At 68.4% G+C, this 20,096-nt stretch carries 19 protein-coding genes and 3 tRNA genes; 1 reads left to right on the top strand and 21 read right to left on the bottom strand.

The features are described from left to right. Positions 1-84: 84 nt before the first annotated feature. The 21 genes from rpsG to AB0G10_RS30660 form a co-directional block, all read right to left on the bottom strand. Positions 85-558 carry a 30S ribosomal protein S7 gene (rpsG, locus tag AB0G10_RS30760; protein WP_127545760.1) on the bottom strand — a complete coding sequence of 158 codons (474 nt, stop codon included), beginning with the start codon at positions 556-558 and terminating at the stop codon, positions 85-87. 1 nt (position 559) lies between these two features. Further along, complete coding sequence (rpsL, locus tag AB0G10_RS30755; protein WP_014440718.1) at positions 560-934, bottom strand: 30S ribosomal protein S12; 375 nt, start codon at positions 932-934, stop codon at positions 560-562. A 417-nt stretch (positions 935-1,351) separates the two neighbouring features. Continuing rightward, a complete protein-coding gene (locus tag AB0G10_RS30750; protein WP_360929452.1) occupies positions 1,352-1,834 on the bottom strand; it encodes a hypothetical protein in 483 nt (160 codons plus the stop codon). A gap of 43 nt (positions 1,835-1,877) precedes the next feature. Further along, positions 1,878-2,192, bottom strand: a complete 315-nt coding sequence (locus AB0G10_RS30745) for a hypothetical protein (protein ID WP_360930010.1) — start codon at positions 2,190-2,192, stop codon at positions 1,878-1,880. 100 nt (positions 2,193-2,292) lie between these two features. Further along, positions 2,293-6,183 carry a DNA-directed RNA polymerase subunit beta' gene (locus AB0G10_RS30740; protein WP_360929449.1) on the bottom strand — a complete coding sequence of 1,297 codons (3,891 nt, stop codon included), beginning with the start codon at positions 6,181-6,183 and terminating at the stop codon, positions 2,293-2,295. Positions 6,184-6,271: 88 nt separating this feature from the next. Next, entirely contained in the window at positions 6,272-9,712 is a 3,441-nt protein-coding gene (locus tag AB0G10_RS30735; RefSeq protein WP_360929446.1) for a DNA-directed RNA polymerase subunit beta, read from the bottom strand. Positions 9,713-10,261: 549 nt separating this feature from the next. Then, on the bottom strand, positions 10,262-10,648 hold the full coding sequence (gene rplL / locus AB0G10_RS30730; RefSeq protein WP_360929443.1) for a 50S ribosomal protein L7/L12: 387 nt from the start codon (positions 10,646-10,648) through the stop codon (positions 10,262-10,264). Positions 10,649-10,702: 54 nt separating this feature from the next. After that, positions 10,703-11,248 (bottom strand): 50S ribosomal protein L10, encoded by a 546-nt coding sequence (gene rplJ / locus AB0G10_RS30725; RefSeq protein ID WP_360929440.1) that lies wholly within the window; start codon positions 11,246-11,248, stop codon positions 10,703-10,705. A gap of 264 nt (positions 11,249-11,512) precedes the next feature. Beyond that, positions 11,513-12,211, bottom strand: a complete 699-nt coding sequence (locus AB0G10_RS30720) for a hypothetical protein (RefSeq protein ID WP_360929437.1) — start codon at positions 12,209-12,211, stop codon at positions 11,513-11,515. Next, positions 12,208-12,966, bottom strand: coding sequence for an ATP-binding cassette domain-containing protein (locus AB0G10_RS30715; protein WP_360929434.1), 759 nt, complete (start codon positions 12,964-12,966; stop codon positions 12,208-12,210). Before AB0G10_RS30715 ends, AB0G10_RS30720 begins: the two co-directional genes overlap by 4 nt. A 76-nt stretch (positions 12,967-13,042) precedes the next feature. Then, positions 13,043-13,762, bottom strand: coding sequence for a 50S ribosomal protein L1 (gene rplA, locus AB0G10_RS30710; protein WP_360929431.1), 720 nt, complete (start codon positions 13,760-13,762; stop codon positions 13,043-13,045). Positions 13,763-13,838: 76 nt separating this feature from the next. Continuing rightward, positions 13,839-14,552: a transcription termination/antitermination protein NusG gene (gene nusG / locus AB0G10_RS30705; RefSeq protein ID WP_360929428.1), complete on the bottom strand. Its 714-nt coding sequence runs from the start codon at positions 14,550-14,552 to the stop codon at positions 13,839-13,841. Between the two features lie 87 nt (positions 14,553-14,639). Then, positions 14,640-15,011: a preprotein translocase subunit SecE gene (gene secE / locus AB0G10_RS30700; RefSeq protein WP_360929425.1), complete on the bottom strand. Its 372-nt coding sequence runs from the start codon at positions 15,009-15,011 to the stop codon at positions 14,640-14,642. Between the two features lie 108 nt (positions 15,012-15,119). After that, positions 15,120-15,192, bottom strand: a tRNA-Trp gene (locus AB0G10_RS30695). A gap of 81 nt (positions 15,193-15,273) precedes the next feature. Continuing rightward, positions 15,274-15,669 (bottom strand): MaoC family dehydratase, encoded by a 396-nt coding sequence (locus tag AB0G10_RS30690; RefSeq protein ID WP_360929422.1) that lies wholly within the window; start codon positions 15,667-15,669, stop codon positions 15,274-15,276. 70 nt (positions 15,670-15,739) lie between these two features. Further along, positions 15,740-16,192 carry a MaoC family dehydratase N-terminal domain-containing protein gene (locus tag AB0G10_RS30685; protein WP_360929419.1) on the bottom strand — a complete coding sequence of 151 codons (453 nt, stop codon included), beginning with the start codon at positions 16,190-16,192 and terminating at the stop codon, positions 15,740-15,742. A gap of 69 nt (positions 16,193-16,261) precedes the next feature. Next, the gene (gene rpmG, locus AB0G10_RS30680; RefSeq protein ID WP_014440704.1) at positions 16,262-16,429 is read right to left on the bottom strand and encodes a 50S ribosomal protein L33; all 168 of its coding nucleotides are present in this window, start codon (positions 16,427-16,429) and stop codon (positions 16,262-16,264) included. Positions 16,430-16,545: 116 nt separating this feature from the next. Beyond that, positions 16,546-16,618: transfer RNA gene (locus tag AB0G10_RS30675), tRNA-Met, on the bottom strand. 49 nt (positions 16,619-16,667) lie between these two features. Beyond that, positions 16,668-16,740 (bottom strand) — tRNA-Thr (locus AB0G10_RS30670). Positions 16,741-16,836: 96 nt separating this feature from the next. Next, entirely contained in the window at positions 16,837-19,365 is a 2,529-nt protein-coding gene (locus AB0G10_RS30665) for a bifunctional diguanylate cyclase/phosphodiesterase (RefSeq protein ID WP_360929417.1), read from the bottom strand. A 21-nt stretch (positions 19,366-19,386) separates the two neighbouring features. Continuing rightward, positions 19,387-19,623, bottom strand: a complete 237-nt coding sequence (locus AB0G10_RS30660; protein ID WP_360929414.1) for a hypothetical protein — start codon at positions 19,621-19,623, stop codon at positions 19,387-19,389. 158 nt (positions 19,624-19,781) lie between these two features. On the opposite strand from AB0G10_RS30660, the gene AB0G10_RS30655 reads away from it, so the two are divergent. Then, the gene (locus tag AB0G10_RS30655; RefSeq protein WP_360929411.1) at positions 19,782-20,093 is read left to right on the top strand and encodes a hypothetical protein; all 312 of its coding nucleotides are present in this window, start codon (positions 19,782-19,784) and stop codon (positions 20,091-20,093) included. The last annotated feature ends 3 nt before the right edge of the window (positions 20,094-20,096 follow it).

Genomic DNA, 20,096 nt, shown 5'->3' with positions numbered 1-20,096 from the left:
TCCATCCCTACTTTTCTTCGTCGTCGTCTCGGGGAACCGGTACGACTGCCACGGCCCGGCTATGCGCCGGGCCTCAGCAGGGTCTTACCAGCGGTAGTGCGCGAAGGCCTTGTTGGACTCCGCCATCTTGTGGGTGTCCTCACGCCGCTTCACCGCAGCGCCGAGGCCGTTGCTGGCGTCGAGCAGCTCGTTCTGGAGACGCTCGATCATGGTCTTCTCGCGGCGGGCCTTCGAGTACTGGACCAGCCAGCGGAGACCGAGGGTGGTCTGACGCGGGGTGCGGACCTCGACCGGAACCTGGTAGGTCGCGCCACCGACACGGCGGCTGCGGACCTCGAGGGTCGGCTTGACGTTGTCCATGGCGCGCTTGAGGATGACCACCGGGTCGGTGCCACCGCTCTTGTCCCGGGCACCCTCGAGAGCGCCGTACACGATGCGCTCGGCGAGCTGACGCTTGCCGCCGATCAGGATCTTGTTGACCAGCTGCGTTACCAGCGGGGAGTTGTACACCGGGTCTGCGACCACAGGGTGGCGCGGAGCGGGTCCCTTACGCGGCATGTCAGCTCTTCTCCTTCTTCGCGCCGTAACGGCTGCGGGCCTGCTTGCGGTTGCGGACACCCTGGGTGTCCAGCGAACCACGAACGATCTTGTAGCGGACGCCCGGGAGGTCCTTAACACGACCGCCACGCACGAGCACGATCGAGTGCTCCTGCAGGTTGTGGCCGACGCCCGGGATGTACGCCGTCACCTCGATCTGGCTGCTCAGCTTCACACGAGCGACCTTGCGCAGCGCAGAGTTCGGCTTCTTGGGGGTAGTGGTGTACACGCGCGTGCACACGCCGCGCCGCTGAGGGCTTCCCTTCAGCGCCGGCGTCTTCGTCTTGCTCGTCTTCGCCTGGCGGCCCTTGCGGACCAGCTGCTGGATCGTGGGCACCGGGTTTCTCCGCTCCCTTCGGCCGCTTCCTGTTTTTACGGCCGCACCGAGTATTTCTGCCTCTGTGTGCCGGCCCCGCCCCAGAGGGGGAGTCCGACACCCGCGGTCGGGCGTGTCGTCCGGCTCACGGTCCCGCTACGCGTGGGAGATCCACGCGCACCGGGTTTTGTCTTTGTCGGGACAGGCGCTCTCACCGAGCTCCGGCCCGTCGTGCCGCTAACCCGTCGTACGAACCGAATCGGGTGCACGCACGAGTTGCCCGGGCGAGCCCGGGCACGAAGGAGAAGATTACCCACCTCAGGCACCCAGGTCAAAATCAGACCAGGTTCCCACGATGGACATCTCCGTATACCAGTGTACCGGGTGGCCTGACGCGGCATCGCCGCGGTGCCGGAACCAGGGCGTGCGGGGGGACTCTCACGACATCTGCAACACCAGTCCCAGCAACAGACCGATGAGTCCTATTCCCGCGCCGGCCGCGCCACAGCAGATCCCCGCGATCGCGACCCCACGGCCGGTGAATCTCACCCGGCCGGTCTGCCCGGACCGCCGGATCTGCCGCAGGGCGATCATCCCGGCGGCCAGTGCTCCCCCACCCGCGAGAACACTGAGCAGCGTGAAGGCGCCGCCGACCCAGACTCCCCAGCCGTCGCTCGCGCCGACCGCGTTGAAGCAGATCGCCAGCGTGGAGACGAGGACCGCGCCGATGCCGGCCACCAGCGAGCCGATCGCGAGACCGGACGTGATGGGGACGACACGCAGCTGGGCGAGACCGAATCCGGTGCCGCCGACCGCGTCGACCCGTTCCAGCTCCCAGCCCGCCGAGGGCGGCGCGACCGGGGGCGGGCCGTAGTAGGGCTGCGCGGGCGGGCCGTAGAAGGACTGCGGCGGCTGGGTCATGAGAAGAGCATGTCACCCGTACGAGCCGGGGCGCATCCCGGCTTCAGTCGGTGCCGGGCGCGAAGTCCTGTCCCCCGGGCACGGCGGCCAGGTGCAGCAGGCCGGCGATGGCGGCCACCACCAGGGTGCCGAGGGCCAGCACGAGCCCGCCCCAGGCGAACCTGCGGCCGCGCCTGATCCACGCGGTGCCGGTGAGATAGCCCCCCGCCGCGTACGCCTCGCGGTGTGCCTGACGGGCCAGGAGCAGCGCCAGGGTGGCCGGGATGACGCCGCCGACGAACACTCCGGTCAGCAGGCCGATCAGCCCCAGCGCGAAGACCGCACGCGACTTCGTGGAGGGGATCGGCTCCGGATCCATCGGGTGGCGGGTGGGCACCGTGGGGAGGGTGGTCACCCCTACATCTTAGAAAGCCGGAAGGGCGGCCGCGCCAAGCGCGACCGCCCTTCCTCGAGAACCCTTAGCGGTACGACCCGAAGTCGAAGTCGTCCAGCGGCACGGCCTGGCCGCTGGCCGGCCCGAAGCCGTAGTCGGTCTCGGGGTACCCGGTCATCGAGTACACCTTGGCCTTGGCCTCCTCGGTCGGCTCGACCCGGATGTTCCGGTACTTGCTGATACCGGTACCGGCCGGGATGAGCTTACCGATGATGACGTTCTCCTTGAGGCCCACCAGCGAGTCGCTGCGCGAGTTGATCGCAGCGTCGGTGAGCACCCGGGTGGTCTCCTGGAAGGAGGCCGCGGAGAGCCACGAGTCGGTCGCCAGCGAGGCCTTGGTGATACCCATCAGCACCGGACGGCCGGCGGCGGGCTCGCCACCCTCGCCCACGAGACGGCGGTTCTCCGACTCGAAGAGCGCCCGGTCGACCAGCACGCCCGGCAGGAACTCGGTCGCGCCGGAGTCGATGACCGTCACCCGCTTGAGCATCTGGCGGATGATGATCTCGATGTGCTTGTCGTGGATGAGCACACCCTGCGAGCGGTAGACCTCCTGGACCTCACTGGTCAGGTGGACCTGGACCGCGCGCGGGCCCATGATGCGGAGCAGCTCGTGCGGGTCGATGGTGCCCTCGGTGAGCTTCTCGCCGACGTTGACGTGGTCGCCGTCGTGCGCCCGCAGCTTGACGCGCTTCGAGATCTTGTCGTACACGATCTCGTCGCTGCCGTCGTCCGGGATGACGATGATCTTGCGGGACCGCTCGCCGTCCTCGATGCGGATGCGTCCCGGGGTGTCGGCGATGGGCGCCTTGCCCTTGGGCACGCGGGCCTCGAAGATCTCCTGGACACGGGGCAGACCCTGGGTGATGTCCTCACCCGCGACACCACCGGTGTGGAAGGTACGCATCGTCAGCTGCGTACCGGGCTCACCGATGGACTGGGCCGCGATGATGCCGACCGCCTCGCCGATGTCGACCGACTTGCCGGTCGGCAGCGAACGGCCGTAGCAGGCCGCGCAGACGCCCAGCTTCGACTCACAGGTCAGCACGCTGCGCACCCGGACGTTCTCCACGCCCGCGGCGACCAGCCTGTCGACCAGGATCGAGTTGAGGTCGTCGCCACGCGACACGACGCGGTTGCCGTCGGCGTCGTCGATGTCGTCGGCCAGCGTCCGGGCGTGGACGCCGGTCTCCGCGTGGGTGTGCACGACCAGGGTGCCGTCCGGCTCCCGCTCGCCCACCGCCATCGGGATCGCGCGGTCGGTGCCGCAGTCCTCCTCGCGGATGATGACGTCCTGCGACACGTCCACCAGACGACGGGTCAGGTAACCCGAGTCGGCGGTACGCAGCGCGGTGTCGGCCAGACCCTTACGGGCACCGTGCGTGGAGATGAAGTACTCCAGCACGGTCAGACCCTCGCGGTACGACGAGGTGATCGGCCGCGGGATGATCTCACCCTTGGGGTTGGCCACCAGACCACGGATCGCGGCGATCTGCCGGAGCTGGAGAAGGTTACCGCGGGCGCCGGAGTTGATCATCACCCAGAGCGGGTTCTCCTGCGGCAGCGCGGTCTCCATCTCCTTGGAGATCTCGTTGGTCGCCTTGGTCCAGATCTCGATGAGCTCGCCGCGACGCTCCTCGGCGGTCATCAGACCACGCTGGTACTGCTTGTCGATGCGGTCGGCCTCGACCTGGTAGCGGGCCAGGATCTCCGGCTTGCGCGGAGGACCGATGACGTCGCCCATGCCGATCGTCACACCGGACCAGGTGGCCCAGTGGAAGCCGGCCTCCTTGAGCGCGTCCAGGGTCGCCGCGAGGACGACCTTCGGGAAGCGCTCGGCGAGGTCGTTGACGATCGCCGACAGCTGACCCTTGCGGATCTCGTAGTTGACGTACCGGTACCCGACCGGGAGCGTCTCGTTGAAGATCACGCGGCCCAGGGTGGTCTCGACCAGGACGGGCTCGCCCTCGGTCCAGTCCTCCGGAGCCTCCCACTTCTCGCCCTTGGCGCCGTTGTCGACACCGATGACCTCGTGGAGGCGGATCTTCACGGGCGCCTGCAGGTGCAGCTCGCCGTTGTCGTACGCCATCCGCGCCTCGGCGTCCGAGCTGAACACCCGGCCCTCGCCCTTGGCACCGGGCGTGAGGTGGGTCAGGTGGTACAGGCCGATGACCATGTCCTGGGTGGGCATGGTGACCGGCTTGCCGTCGGCCGGCTTGAGGATGTTGTTCGACGACAGCATCAGGATCCGCGCCTCGGCCTGGGCCTCGGCGGACAGCGGCACGTGGACCGCCATCTGGTCACCGTCGAAGTCGGCGTTGAACGCCGTGCAGACGAGCGGGTGGATCTGGATCGCCTTGCCCTCGACCAGCTGCGGCTCGAAGGCCTGGATGCCGAGGCGGTGCAGGGTCGGAGCACGGTTCAGCAGCACCGGGTGCTCGCTGATGACCTCCTCCAGCACGTCCCACACGACCGGGCGCTGACGCTCGACCATCCGCTTGGCCGACTTGATGTTCTGCGCGTGGTTCAGGTCGACCAGGCGCTTCATCACGAACGGCTTGAACAGCTCCAGCGCCATCTGCTTCGGCAGGCCGCACTGGTGCAGCTTGAGCCGGGGGCCGACGACGATGACGGAACGGCCGGAGTAGTCGACGCGCTTGCCGAGCAGGTTCTGACGGAACCGGCCCTGCTTGCCCTTGAGCATGTCGGAGAGCGACTTGAGCGGGCGGTTACCCGGACCGGTGACCGGCCGGCCACGGCGGCCGTTGTCGAACAGGGCGTCGACGGCCTCCTGCAGCATCCGCTTCTCGTTGTTGACGATGATCTCGGGCGCGCCGAGGTCGATCAGTCGCTTGAGGCGGTTGTTGCGGTTGATGACGCGGCGGTACAGGTCGTTCAGGTCGGACGTGGCGAAGCGGCCACCGTCGAGCTGCACCATCGGGCGCAGGTCCGGCGGGATGACCGGGACGCAGTCGAGGACCATGCCGAGCGGCGAGTTGCGGGTGTTCAGGAACGCCGCCACGACCTTGAGCCGCTTGAGCGCCCGGATCTTCCGCTGGCCCTTGCCGGTGCGGATGATCTCCCGGAGGTTCTCCGCCTCGGCGTCCAGGTCCATGTTCTCGAGCAGGGCCTTGATGGCCTCGGCGCCCATGCCGCCGGTGAAGTACTCACCGAAGCGGTCCCGGAGCTCGCGGTAGAGCAGCTCGTCGGTGACCAGCTGCTTGGAGTCGAGCTTGCGGAAGGTGTCGAGCACCTCGTCGAGCCGGTCGATCTCGCGCTGCGCCTTGTCGCGGATCTGGCGCATCTCGCGCTCGCCGGCCTCCTTGACCTTGCGGCGCACGTCGGCCTTGGCACCCTCGGCCTCGAGCTCGGCGAGGTCCTGCTCCAGCTTCGCGGCGCGCTTCTCGATCTCCGAGTCGCGGCCGTTCTCGGACTGGCGCTTCTCGGCGAAGATCTCGTTCTCGATGGTGGACATGTCGCGGTGACGCGCCTCGGCGTCAACGCTAGTCACCACGTACGAAGCGAAGTAGATGATCTTCTCGAGGTCCTTCGGGGCGAGGTCCAGCAGGTAGCCCAGCCGGCTCGGAACGCCCTTGAAGTACCAGATGTGGGTGACCGACGCGGCCAGCTCGATGTGCCCCATCCGCTCACGGCGGACCTTGGACCGGGTCACCTCGACGCCGCAGCGCTCACAGATGATGCCCTTGAACCGGACGCGCTTGTACTTACCGCAGTAGCACTCCCAGTCCCGCTGAGGACCGAAGATCTTCTCGCAGAAGAGTCCGTCCTTCTCCGGCTTGAGGGTGCGGTAGTTGATCGTCTCGGGCTTCTTGACCTCGCCGTGCGACCACTGACGGATGTCGTCGGCGGTCGCCAGGCCGATACGCAACTCGTCGAAGAAGTTGACGTCGAGCACTTGGTCTATCCCTCGTGTTTCGTTGCTCGGGTGAATTCCAGGCCGGCGGGAACGTCCCCGGAGCTCTCACTCCGGGGACGTTCGACCGTCAGATCTCTTCGACGCTGCTGACGCCCTCGTTCGGGCGCCGCGACAGGTCGATGCCGAGTTCCTCCGCGGCCCGGAAGACCTCGTCGTCGGTCTCGCGCATCTCCAGAGCCACGCCGTCGCTGGAGAGCACCTCAACGTTCAGGCACAGCGACTGGAGCTCCTTGAGAAGCACCTTGAACGACTCCGGGATTCCCGGCTCCGGGATGTTCTCGCCCTTGACGATGGCCTCGTAGACCTTCACGCGGCCCAGGACGTCGTCGGACTTGATGGTCAGCAGCTCCTGCAGTGCGTAGGCCGCACCGTAGGCCTGCATCGCCCAGCACTCCATCTCACCGAACCGCTGGCCACCGAACTGCGCCTTACCACCGAGCGGCTGCTGCGTGATCATCGAGTACGGACCGGTCGACCGCGCGTGGATCTTGTCGTCGACCAGGTGGTTGAGCTTGAGGATGTAGACGTAGCCGACCGAGATCGGGTCCGGCAGCGGCTCACCGGAGCGGCCGTCGAACAGCTGCGCCTTGCCGTCGCCGTTGACCAGGCGCTTGCCGTCCCGGTTCACCAGCGTCGACTCGAGCAGACCCTTGATCTCCTCCTCCTGGGCGCCGTCGAAGACCGGGGTCGCGACGTTGCTGTCGGCGGGGGACTCGTGGGCCTCGATGGCGCGGAGCTGGCGCTTCCAGTCCTCGTCCTCGCCGTCGATCTGCCAGCCGGTCTTGGCGATCCACCCGAGGTGGGTCTCCAGGACCTGGCCGATGTTCATACGCGAGGGCACACCGAGCGGGTTGAGCACGATGTCGACCGGGGTGCCGTCCTCGAGGAACGGCATGTCCTCGACCGGCAGGATCTTGGAGATGACGCCCTTGTTGCCGTGCCGGCCGGCGAGCTTGTCACCGTCCTGGATCTTGCGCTTCTGGGCGACGTAGACCCGGACCAGCTCGTTCACACCCGGGGGCAGCTCGTCGCCGTCCTCGCGGGAGAACGTGCGGACACCGATGACGGTGCCGGTCTCACCGTGCGGCACCTTCAGCGAGGTGTCCCGGACCTCCCGGGCCTTCTCACCGAAGATCGCGCGGAGCAGCCGCTCCTCGGGGGTCAGCTCGGTCTCGCCCTTCGGCGTGACCTTGCCGACCAGGATGTCGCCGGGGACGACCTCGGCGCCGATCCGGATGATGCCGCGCTCGTCCAGGTCGGCGAGCATCTCCTCGCTGACATTGGGGATGTCGCGAGTGATCTCTTCCGGACCCAGCTTGGTGTCACGGGCGTCGACCTCGTGCTCCTCGATGTGGATCGAGGTGAGCACGTCCTGCTGCACGAGGCGCTGCGACAGGATGATCGCGTCCTCGTAGTTGTGGCCTTCCCAGCACATGAACGCGACCAGCAGGTTGCGTCCGAGGGCCATCTCGCCCTCGTCGGTGCAGGGACCGTCGGCGATGACCTGGCCGGCCTCGACCCGGTCACCCTCGAAGACGACCGGCTTCTGGTTGACGCAGGAGCCCGCGTTCGAGCGGCGGAACTTGTGCAGCAGGTAGGTACGGCGGTGGCCGTCGTCCTGGTGGACCGTCACGTAGTCGGCGCAGAGGTCCTCGACCACACCGCCGACCTCGGCGACGACGACGTCACCGGCGTCGACCGCGGCACGGTATTCCATGCCGGTGCCGACGAGCGGCGCCTCCGCCTTGACCAGCGGCACGGCCTGACGCTGCATGTTCGCGCCCATGAGGGCACGGTTCGCGTCGTCGTGCTCGAGGAAGGGGATCATCGCGGTCGCGACCGAGGTCATCTGCCGCGGCGACACGTCCATGTAGTCGACCTCGGTGCCGGGCACGTAGTCGACCTCACCGCCCTTCCGGCGGACCAGGACGCGGTCCTCGGCGAAGGTGCCGTCGCTCGCGAGAGCGGCGTTCGCCTGGGCCTTGATGAAGCGGTCTTCCTCGTCGGCCGTGAGGTAGTGCACCTCGTCGGTGACTATGCCGTTCTCCACCTTGCGGTACGGCGTCTCGATGAAGCCGAACGGGTTGACCCGCGCGAACGTCGAGAGAGCGCCGATCAGGCCGATGTTCGGGCCTTCCGGGGTCTCGATCGGGCACATCCGGCCGTAGTGGGACGGGTGCACGTCACGGACCTCGAAGCCGGCCCGCTCACGGCTCAGACCACCCGGGCCGAGCGCCGAGAGACGGCGACGGTGGGTCAGACCCGCGAGCGGGTTGGTCTGGTCCATGAACTGCGACAGCTGCGACGTGCCGAAGAACTCCTTGATCGCCGCCACGACGGGACGGATGTTGATCAGGGTCTGCGGCGTGATCGCCTCGACGTCCTGGGTCGTCATGCGCTCGCGGACGACGCGCTCCATCCGGGACAGGCCGACGCGGACCTGGTTCTGGATGAGCTCGCCGACCGTGCGCAGACGGCGGTTGCCGAAGTGGTCGATGTCGTCCGCCTCGTAGCCCTCCTCACCGGCGTGCAGCCGGCAGAGGTAGTCCACGGTCTTGACGATGTCTTCCTCGGAAAGCGTTCCCCGGACGATCGGGACGTCGATCTCGAGCTTCTTGTTGAACTTGTACCGGCCGACCTTGGCGACGTCGTACCTCTTCGGGTTGAAGAAGAGGTTGTCGAGCAGGGTCTGCGCGTTCTCCCGGGTGGGGGGCTCGCCGGGGCGCAGCTTGCGGTAGATGTCTAGCAGGGCCTCGTCCTGCCCGGCGATGTGGTCCTTCTCCAGCGTCGTCATGAGCAGCTCGGACCAGCCGAACCGCTCACGGATCTGGTCGGCGGACCAACCGATCGCCTTCAGCAGGACGGTGACGGCCTGCCGGCGCTTGCGGTCGATGCGGACACCGACGGTGTCGCGCTTGTCGATGTCGAACTCCAGCCAGGCACCCCGGCTCGGGATGACCTTGACGCTGGTGAGGTCGCGGTCGGAGGTCTTGTCCGGCTCCTTGGTGAAGTACACGCCCGGCGAACGGACGAGCTGACTCACCACGACCCGCTCGGTGCCGTTGATGACGAACGTCCCCTTGGGGGTCATCATCGGGAAGTCACCCATGAACACGGTCTGGCTCTTGATCTCGCCAGTGGTGTTGTTGGTGAACTCCGCGGTCACGAACAGCGGGGCACAGTAGGTCAGGTCCTTCTCCTTGCACTCCTCGATCGAGGCCTTGACCTCGTCGAATCGCGGAGCCGAGAAGGACAGCGACATGATGCCGGAGAAGTCCTCAATGGGACTGATCTCTTCGAGGATCTCTGCGAGGCCCGAGTGGGCGTGCGGGTCGTCCGTCGTCCGGGCCTGCCAAGCCTCGTTGCCGACCAGCCAGTCGAAGGAGTCCGTCTGGAGGGCGAGGAGGTTGGGGACCTCTAGCTGCTCGGTGATCCGGCCGAAAGAGACCCGGCGGGGTGCGTAAGCGCTCGACGTACGGCTGGTCTTCGCAGGGCGGGAAGCTGCCAAGATGCGTCCTTCCGAGGACCGGTGCTGCTATGCGGCTGAGTTGCTGGTGCAACTGGTCTGCGTGCACTCCAATGAGCCCCCGGGAAGTTATCCACATGGATATCCCGACAGGCATCAAGACAGAAGGCAGCGCAAACTAGCAGTGTAGCCGCTCGGCTAACCGCTGTCCAGCCCACACCTGAGGTGGCCCACGGAACGTGTCCCCACCAGCGGTGGGGCCGCTCAGAAACGCGGCAACTCTCCCTCGGGTGCCGGTCTGCGGGGACCCGGCTCATCAAACCGGTTACCCACAGGGCGGCTGTCGCAAGCGCGGAAACTTGCTGATGTCAGCGTGCCTGTCAGGGGACACACAGTCAAGGGCTGTGCCGCGGGTCGGACCGGTGCGGTCATCCGCCGGGCGCACCAAAGGGACCTTAACGCATGAAAAGCGAGCTTTGACAAGATTTGTCGCCCACGGGTGTGAGCAGCCGAAACCCCGGCGGAATACACCGATGGCGGAGATCCGACATGGATCTCCGCCATCGACGAGAAACGCTGAGGAGCGTTAGATCACTTGAGGGTGACCTTGGCGCCTTCGCCCTCGAGCTTGGCCTTGGCAGCCTCGGCCTTCTCCTTGTTGACACCCTCGAGGATCGCCTTCGGGGCACCCTCGACGGCGTCCTTGGCCTCCTTGAGGCCCAGGCCGGTCAGCTCACGCACGACCTTGATGACCTGGATCTTCTTGCCGCCGTCGCTCTCGAGCACGACGTCGAAGGAGTCCTTCTCGGCCTCGGCCTCGGCAGCGGCGCCACCGGCGGCGGGGCCGGCCGCGACGGCGACCGGAGCGGCAGCCTTGACGTCGAAGACCTCTTCGAACTGCTTCACGAACTCGGAGAGCTCGATGAGGGTCATTTCCTTGAACGCGTCGAGCAGCTCGTCGGTGCTGAGCTTCGCCATGTCTGGCAACCTTTCCTAAGTTCTTGCTTGACGTTTAACAGGTCCGGAAGAGGCTCAGGCCTCGGCCGAACCGTCCTTCTCACGCTCAGCCCGAAGGGCGTCCACGGTGCGCACCGCCTGCGAGAGCGGCGCCTGGAACGTGGCAGCGGCCTTGCTGAGGCCGGCCTTGAGGGCACCGGCCAGCTTGGCCAGCAGAACCTCACGGGACTCGAGGTCAGCGAGCTTGTTGACCTCGTCCGCCGTGAGAGCCTTGCCCTCGAAGACACCGCCCTTGATGACGAGAACGGGGTGGGCCTTGGCGAAGGCACGGAGGCCCTTGGCCGCCTCGACCACATCACCCTTCACGAAGGCGAGCGCGGTAGGACCGGTGAACAGAGCGTCGAGGCCCTCGATGCCCGCGTCGGTGGCCGCACGCTTCGCGAGAGTGTTCTTCGCGACCGCGTACTTGGCCTCGGTGCCCAGCGCGCGACGGAGCTCGGTGAGCTCCTTCACGGTGAGGCCGCGGTATTCGGTCAACACGGTGGCCGCGGAGCCACGGAAGTGATCCGTCAGCTCGGCAACGGCCGATGCCTTGTCGGCCCGGACCGGCTTGTCCGCCATGTCCCTCCTCTCCTAGTGCTCAAGCCACTGGCAGAAGAGTCCGCACAAGCAAAACGCCCCGGCGCAGGGCACGGGGCGAGATCAGGGTCCACGCGAACGTGGCCCGAGAACACATCCTGTCCCTGCGCAGGTCGCCCGCTCGTGCGGGACCTTCGGCCGCGGCGTCCGTCGTGGTGACGGTCACTGCGGCGACCAGCGGTCTATGGGTGGAACTTCGAGAAGCAACAGTACGCGGACCCGCCGCGAAAAACCAAATCGGGCCCGTCACGAGCGCGCGCGGCGCAGCCCGGCGTAGACGGCCAGCGCGGCGGCGCACCACAGGACGGTCCAGCCCACCAGCCCGGCGACCGTCGCGGCCGGCGGTGCGGTCTGCCCGCTCAGCGACCGGGCGAACGCCATGACCGGCGGTACCAGCCACGGGGCGATCGAGCCCTTCAGGCCCAGCACGATGGTCAGTACCGAGCCGCTCACCAGCACGGCGACGCCCGGAAGCACCCGCAGGGTGACCGCGCGGGCGGCCAGCGCGCCGAGGGCCAGCCCGGCGGCCAGCGCCAGCCCGTGCGCGACCACGCCGAGCAGCACGCCGGTCAGCAGCGAGGGCTCGCCGGTGCCGGGCATCGGGCCGCGGATCGCCCGGAACGGCACCGGCGCCAGCATCGTGAGCAGGCACACACCGGCACCGATCACGGCCGCCGCGAGCAGCCCGGACGCCGCCTCCCGGGCCGGGCCCACGGCGATCCGGGCCAGCCGGCGCTGCACGTCCGGCTCGGTGTCCAGGACCAGCTTGGTGATCCAGGCCAGCACCGGGAAGAGCGCTACGGCCGAATATCCGTAGGCGGCCGCGGCCGGGGAGGCGCCGCCGCCGTAGAGGACCGAGAGGATCGCGAGCACCGCGACGAGCGGGGCCAGCGCCCGGCCACTGCGGGCGAAGCCGGCGACGCGCATCCGGGCCAGGGCGGTCATCGGTCCTCCTGATCGGCGCGCTGCTTCTCTCGTACGCCCAAGACGCGGTGACCGGAGGCACGCAGCCGGACCACCGCGGCGGCGGCATCCTGCCGCCGCACCGCCACCTCGACGATCAGCTCGTCCTCCTCGGGGGCCTCGCTCCCGGCGGGCGGCACGGCGGGATGCAGCTCACCGGCCGTGACGGTCCAGTGCAGGGCGCCCGGAAGATTCGCGATCTCGCCCCGGTGGTCGCTCACCAGGACCGCTCCCCCGGCCGCGGTCACCTCGGCGACGATCTCCGGGATCAGCGTCCGGGAGGCGGCGTCCAGGCCCTCCCAGGGCTCGTCCAGGACCAGCAGGCCCGGCGGGGCGAGCAGCGCCTGGGCGAGACCGACCTTCTGCGCGGTGCCCTTGGAGAGGCCGGTGAGCGGGGTGTCCGCGTGCGCGGCGAGCCCGAGGCGCTCGATCCAGGGATCGGCAGTGGCCGGCGGCAGGCCCCGCACCGCGGCCATCGAGCGCAGGTAGGCCGCCGCGGTGAACGGCTGCGCGGCCGGGAAACGCTCCGGGACCCAGCCGACCACGGACGGGCGGTCCCGGACCGCGCCGCGCACCGGACGCAGCACGCCGGCGGCCAGCTGGAGCAGGGTGGACTTGCCGGCGCCGTTCGCGCCGAGCACCACGACGATCTGCCCGGGTTCGACGGTGGCCTCGGCGGCGCGCAGGGCCCAGGGGGCACGGCGGGCGTACCGGAACCAGATCCCCTCGAAACGCATGGCCGGTAGCTTGCCATGACAAAGCCCCCGGGGGTGTCCCCCGGGGGCTTGGCCTTCAGTGCGGTGCGGCCGTGGATCAGGCCTCGGTGGTGCTCGGGTTCAGGTTCTTCTGCGCGTTCGGGTCGACCTGGACGCCCGGGCCCATCGTGGTGGCGACGGTGACCTTCTTGAGGTACTTGCCCTTGGCGGCGGACGGCTTGGCCCGGAGGACCTCGTCGAGCACCGCGGCGTAGTTGTCGACCAGCTGCTCCGGCGAGAACGACGACTTGCCGATGATCAGGTGCAGGTTCGAGTGCTTGTCCACCCGGAAGGTGATCTTGCCGCCCTTGATCTCGTTGACGGCCTTGGTGACGTCCATGGTCACGGTGCCGGTCTTCGGGTTCGGCATGAGGCCACGCGGGCCGAGGATGCGGGCGATCCGGCCGATCTTGGCCATCTGGTCCGGCGTCGCGATCGCGGCGTCGAAGTCCAGCCAGCCACCCTGGATCCGGGCGACGAGCTCGTCGGTGCCGACCTCGTCGGCGCCGGCCGCGACGGCCTCCTCGGCCTTCGCGCCCTGGGCGAACACGATGACGCGGGCGGTCTTGCCGGTGCCGTGCGGCAGGTTGACGGTGCCGCGGACCATCTGGTCGGCCTTGCGCGGGTCGACGCCGAGGCGCATGGCGACCTCGACGGTCGCGTCGAACTTGACCGGGTTGCTCTCCTTGGCGAGCTTCACGGCCTCGAAGGGCTCGTAGAGCTTGGTCGCGTCGATCGCCTCGGCGGCCTTGCGGTAGGCCTTGCTGCGCTGTGCCATTTCACTTACTCCTGTGGTTGATGGCGGGACCGCTTCCTTCGCGGTCCCTCCCACTGACATCGCCCCGTCGGGACGATCAGATCTTGGTGACCTGGTTGAAGTTCAGCTCGACCGGGGTCTCCCGGCCGAAGATCGAAACCAGGACCTTGAGCTTCTGCTGGTCGGCGTTGATCTCGCTGATCGAGGCCGGCAGCGAGGCGAACGCGCCGTCGGTGACGGTGACCGAGTCGCCGACCTCGAAGTCGAGGACCTTGACCTCGGGCTTCGCCTTCTTCTCCTCGGCCGCGACCGCCGGGGCCAGCCACTTCAGCACCTCGTCGAGCGAGAGCGGGGCCGGACGGTCGACCCGGTCGGTGGCGCCGACGAACCCGGTCACGCCCGGCGTGTTGCGCACGCAGGAGTAGGACTCGGGGGTCAGGTCCATCCGGACCAGGATGTAACCGGGGAAGACCTTGGCCTGCACCTGGTTGCGCTTGCCGTTCTTGACCTCGACCTCTTCGCGGGTCGGCACCTCGACCTGGAAGATGAAGTCCTCCATGTCGAGGCTCGTGATACGGGTCTCGAGGTTGGTCTTGACCTTGTTCTCGTAGCCGGCGTAGGAGTGCACCACGTACCAGTCGCCGGGCGCGTAGCGCAGCTTCTGCCGCAGCTCCTTGACGGGGTCGTAGTCCTCGTCCGCTTCGGGCGCCTGGGCGGCGACCGGCTCGTCGGCCGCCTCCACCGACTCGTCGGTGACCAGCGACGACTGCTCGTCAGCAAACTGCGCGGTCTCGTCGTCGTACTCAGGCACGCTCGCTCACTTCTCCAGATCAGGTCTCTTCGGTTCGGTTCTCCGGGGCGGGCCGGCCCTCGCGGGTCGTCGGCGCTCTTCGGCTGATCAGCCGAGGGCCCAGAGGATGCCCTTCCCGAAGACGTAGTCCAAGCCTGACACGATCGCAGTCACGACCACCACGAAGACGATCACGACGCTCGTGTAGGTCAGCAGTTCCTTGCGCGTCGGCCAGATGACCTTGCGGAGCTCGCTGACGACCTCGCGGAAGAAGCCACCGACGCGGCCGAACGGACCACCGCGACGCTTCTTGGCCTTGGGGCTGCCCTCCGAGTCGGCCGAACGCTCGGCCAGCGCGGTCCCGCCGCTGCCGGTCGTGCTGTCCGCGACGTCGTCCGGAACATCGTCACCGGCGGCGGCGTCGGCGCGGAGCTCGTCGTCGCCCGGGACGTCGTCACCGGGCCGGTCCTTCTCGGCCACTTCGCCCTACTTCCGTCGTCGGTGGGTCTTCATGATCCCGTCAGGGCTCGACCGGACGCGGAAGTTGTGCGAACCGCGCACCGGGCGGGCACGTCGAGGAGGAATGCGCAGGGGTGACAGGACTTGAACCTGCAGCCTGCGGTTTTGGAGACCGCTGCTCTGCCAATTGAGCTACACCCCTTCGCGGGACCTGCGCCACTGAAGACTCAGAGCCCCACGGCGCACCAGTGTACGGGTACGCCCGGCCGAATCCCAACCCGGGCTACCGCTTCCTGATGAGCGCCTGTGCCAGTGACAGTACCTTGTCGCCGTTGCAGGTGGCGGAGAGGCTCAGCCGGGTGTGTCCGTCCTCGGTGATCTCCTTCACCGTGCCGCTCACCACGACCTCGGTTCCCTCGTCGGTGTCGGGCACCGGAACCGGGCGGGCGAACCGCACGCTGAACTCGACGACCGCGTCCGGGGCGCCGGCCCACGCCGTGACCGCGCGGCCCACCAGAGCCATCGTGAACATGCCGTGCGCGATGACGCCGGGCAGGCCCACGCCGGTCGCCTGGCGCTCGCTCCAGTGGATCGGGTTGAAGTCGCCCGAGGCGCCCGCGTAGCGCACCAGATCGGCCCGGGTGACCCTAAAGGTCTGCGGCTCCAGAACCTCGCTCATACCGTCACCTCCGCTGCGCTCCGGTGCCGGCATGTCTTGACTGCGCTGGCTGATTCGCTCGCAAGCTCGCTCATTTGGCCTCCTCGCCCCGCTGGACCAGCTTCGACCAGACCGTCACGACCGGCTCGCCGGCTTCGGTGCTCACCTCGGTCCGGGTGGTGATGAACTCGTGCCCGCCGCGGCTGGTGATGTCCTCGACCGCGTTCACGCAGACGAGCGCGTCGCCGGCGACGACCGGTCGCGCGTACGCGAACCTCTGGTCGCCGTGCACCACGCGGGTGTAGTCGAGGCCGAGCTCCGGGTCGGAGATGATCTGCCGGCTGGCCGCCATCGTGAACACCACGGGGAACGTGGGCGGGGCCACCACGTCGGCGTAGCCGGCCGCACGGGCCGCCTCGGGATCGTGGTATTCGGCGTCGGTGGCGCCGATCGCCCGGGCGAATTCTCGGATCTTCTCCCGGCCCACGAGATAGGGCTCGGTGGCCGGCCACACACGGCCGACGAAGGACTGGTCCAGGGACATGCCCCACAAACTACTCTGCGCCGCCCGGATGACTCCGGACGGCGCAGGGTGAAAGCTGTGACCGCTGGATCAGCGGGTCTCGCGGTGCAGGGTGTGCTTCCCGTCGCGCGGGCAGAACTTCTTCAGCTCGATGCGATCCGGGTCGTTACGCCGGTTCTTCTTGGTGATGTAGTTCCGGTCCTTGCACTCCGTACACGCCAGGGTGATCTTCGGACGGACGTCGGTCGCCTTGGCCACGGCGGGGTGCCTTCCTGCTAACGGGGTTCTAACTGTCGACGAACCAGCGTAGACGCTTGAGCCGCCGATCTGCAAAGTGGGCCCCGGGACGGGGAACCACCAGGGATTTTACCAAGTAGCGGTGGCCGGACTTGAACCGGCGACACAGCGATTATGAGCCGCTTGCTCTGCCATCTGAGCTACACCGCCGAGCCAGGCTCATAGTTCATCGCCTGCGGGGCGGGAACGAACCCGGAAGAGCCCCCTTACGGAATCGAACCGTAGACCTTCTCCTTACCATGGAGACGCTCTGCCGACTGAGCTAAGGGGGCTTGCCGCTTCGCGATCTCTCGCTCGCTGCAGAAGTAAGACTACACGGCCTTGGACCGGGGGTGAAATCGGTACCCCCATGTCCGGGAAAGCCCAGGTCAGATCACGGCCCGGAGCCTGCGGACCTCGCCGGTCGGCGTGGATTCCGGCTCGGTCTGCGCGGCCAGCCAGGCCTCCAGCCGCTCGAACGGCAGCGGCCGGCTGAAGAGGTATCCCTGACCCAGCTCGCAGCCCATCTCCTCGAGCAGGTCGAGGGTGAGCTCGCTCTCCACGCCCTCGGCAACCACGGTGAGCCCGAACTCACGGGACAGGCCGACCACCGCCCGGACGATCGCGAGATCGCCGGAGTCGGTCGCCATGCCCTGCACGAAGCTGTCGTCGATCTTCACCTCGTGCACCGGCCACTGGCGCAGGTAGGCCAGCGAGGAGGCGCCCGTGCCGAAGTCGTCGACGCTGAGCCGCACCCCGAGGTCGCGCAGCCGGTAGAGGGTGGGCAGGACCCGTTCGATGTCGTTGAGCATCCCCGGCTCGGAGATCTCGAAGGTCACCAGGCCGGGATCCACCCGGTAGGTCCCGAGCATCTCCTCGACCAGCTCGGGGAAGCGGGAGTCGAGCAGGGTCCGCGCCGAGAGGTTCACCGCGATGGCGAGCGGCCGGTCGGCGTCCGCCCAGTCCCGGCAGCGCTGGAGGCCGGCGCTGAGCACCACCTCGGTGAGCCGGGCCAGCTGGCCGGTGTGCTCGGCCACCGCCACGAAGTCCTCCGGGGCGACCTCGCCGTGCGCCGGGTGCGCCCAGCGGGCCAGGCACTCCACCCCGACCACGTGCCGGTCGGCGAGCGTCACCATGGGCTGGAAGTAGACCTCCAGCTGCCCGTTGTCGAGGGCGCGCCGCAGGTCGGCCGCGATGCCGAGGCGCCGGACCGCCCGGGACTCCAGGGCCGGATGGAAGGGCTGCACCCCGTACGGAAGGGCCTTCGCCGCGTTCGCCGCCAGCTCGGCGCGCTGGAGCAGGGTCTCCGGGTCGCTGCCGTGGTCGGGGTAGACCGCGACGCCGACCGCGGTGTCCACGTCGAGGGTGAGCGAGCCCACCGCGAGCGGACCGCGCAGCCGTTCCCTCATCTGGGTGGCGAGCGCGATGGTCGCCTCCAGGCTCTCCGCCCGCAGCGTCACCACGAACTCGTCGCCGCCGATCCGGCCGACCAGGGCGCCCGAGTCGGCGATGCCGCGCAGCCGGGCCGCGACCTCGGAGAGCAGCTTGTCGCCGGCCGCGTGACCCATCGACTCGTTGACGTTGCGCTGGCCGTCCACGTCGAAGAGGACGACCGCGACCACCTCGTGCTCGGCGTGCACCTTCACCGACTCGGCCAGGGCGTCGACGATCCGCCGGCGGTTCGGCATCCCGGTCAGCCGATCGTGGTACGCGTCGTGGCGCAGCCGGTCGACCAGGCGGGAGTTCTCCACCGCCACCGCCACGTGCGCCGAGATCGTCTCGAGGACCTGGATGTCGCTGTCCCGGAAGCTGCGGTTCTCGCCGAGCCGGTTCACCACCTCGATCGTGCCGATGATGGCCTGGCCGGACCGGAGCGGGACGACCAGCACGTCCTTGGCCCGGGTCGAGCGCAGCTGGTCGAGCAGGTGCTCGGTGTCCGGGAAGCGGGAGCCGACCGCCAGCACCCGGTTCTCGGACACCGCGTAGTCCCGGATCGTGGCGGGCACCGGCGAGAGGTCGAGCAGGCCGCGGTCGTCCACCTTCGCGGTGAGCAGCACCTCGGGGTAGCGCTCCTGGGGCGCGAGCCAGAGCGTCGCGTACTCCGAGCGCATCAGGGCGCGGACCCGGCCGAGCAGCACGTCCGGCAGCGCGCTGTCCGAGCTCTCGTTGCGGACCGCCTGGGTCAGCTCGTAGACGTCGGCGAGCGTGCGGTGCTGCCGGAAGACGCCCGCGAACGACCGGAGCAGCAGGGTCAGTGCGACGGCCAGCACCGCCAGCGGGATGACCGACCAGCGGGTCGACTCGAGCGCGATCAGGAAGAGCAGGCCGACCGCCACGTTGACGCCGGAGATCAGCAGGTTGGAGAAGCTGGCCCGGATCACGTCGGCGCCGGCGCGCACGCCCTGCACCACGCTGATCACCCCGGCCAGGCAGGCCACCTGCATCAGCACGTTGACCGCGACGGCCACGGCGAGGATGCCCCAGGTGCCCGGGCCGGCGTTGACGATCGGCGGGAACGCCTGGATCACCAGCAGCGTGGCGCAGATGCAGGCCGCCTGCTTAGCGACGTTGAACCACGCCTTGACCGGCACCATGGTGGCGCGCAGCTGCATGCAGAGCGCACAGATGATCACCACGAAGATCATCAGGACCGGCGAGACGTAGTACAGCCCGAGGACGAGCGGCACCTCGGTCACCGTCACGGTGAAGCCGCTGCGCCGGATCACGACGTTGAACTCGGCGAACTGGGTGACCAGATAGAGCGCGAGGACGAGCAGCGCGGGCAGCCAGTCGCCGGGCCGGGGCGGGAAGTTGATCCAGAACCCGACGGTGCAGGCGAGCGCGAAGAGAGCCAGTGAGCCCGTGATCAGCCACGCGTAATCAGCGGAACGCCGCCGGGAGCGTGAACGGCCGGCCATGGCGCTCCTCTGTGGGTCGGATCAGGACCAGTCGTAGTCGAGGGTGGTGTAACGAACTGCCGATGACTCTTCAGAAGCCGTCTGGCCTGCGGCGATTCCGCCGAGAACAGCTGCCAGCACAAGCACCAAACCGGCAAGGCGGCTCAGTTTCTTTGCAGACATGTGTGGCTCCTGTTGGTGCAGCAATTCCGGATCGGTGTCCTGATGTTGCCACACCGCTTGTGCGACAGGCAGCGCCGATCGGCGGGTCGAACCCACACTTCACGAAACAATGGCCGAACGGTTGAGTCGATCTCGCGACCCGCAGCCCAAGAATTGGGGGCTTTACGCCGGATTTACGGTGAGAAGTGAGGGCAATTCGCCTCTTCTCGTCAGGGCTGCTTGACGTCAAGCAAACCTGACGACACCATCGTCGCGTGACGACACCGGAGGAGCTCGAAGCCCAGCACACCCTCGTGACGGCGACGTCCCGGTACAACGATCTCCGGATGCGCGAGGCGCTCGCCGCGATGGACCCCGAGGGCTCCCCCGCGCTCACCCGGGCCGAGGCGCTGGAGATGCTCGCGCTGAGCGAGGTGGTGATCCGCAAGGCCGGGTACGGGCGTCAGCCGATGATCCGGACGGCCCGGGGCGCCGGCGCCTCCTGGGCCCAGATCGGCGCCGCGGTCGGCAGCAGCAAGCAGGCCGCGTGGGAGGCGCATCAGCGCTGGCTCGACACCCAGGTCTGACCG

This window comes from Actinoplanes sp. NPDC023714 (assembly GCF_040639855.1).
Classification (GTDB): Bacteria; Actinomycetota; Actinomycetes; order Mycobacteriales; family Micromonosporaceae; genus Actinoplanes.
The sequence above is the reverse complement of the archived record's forward strand: the minus strand, read 5'-3'. Positions and strand labels throughout refer to the sequence as shown.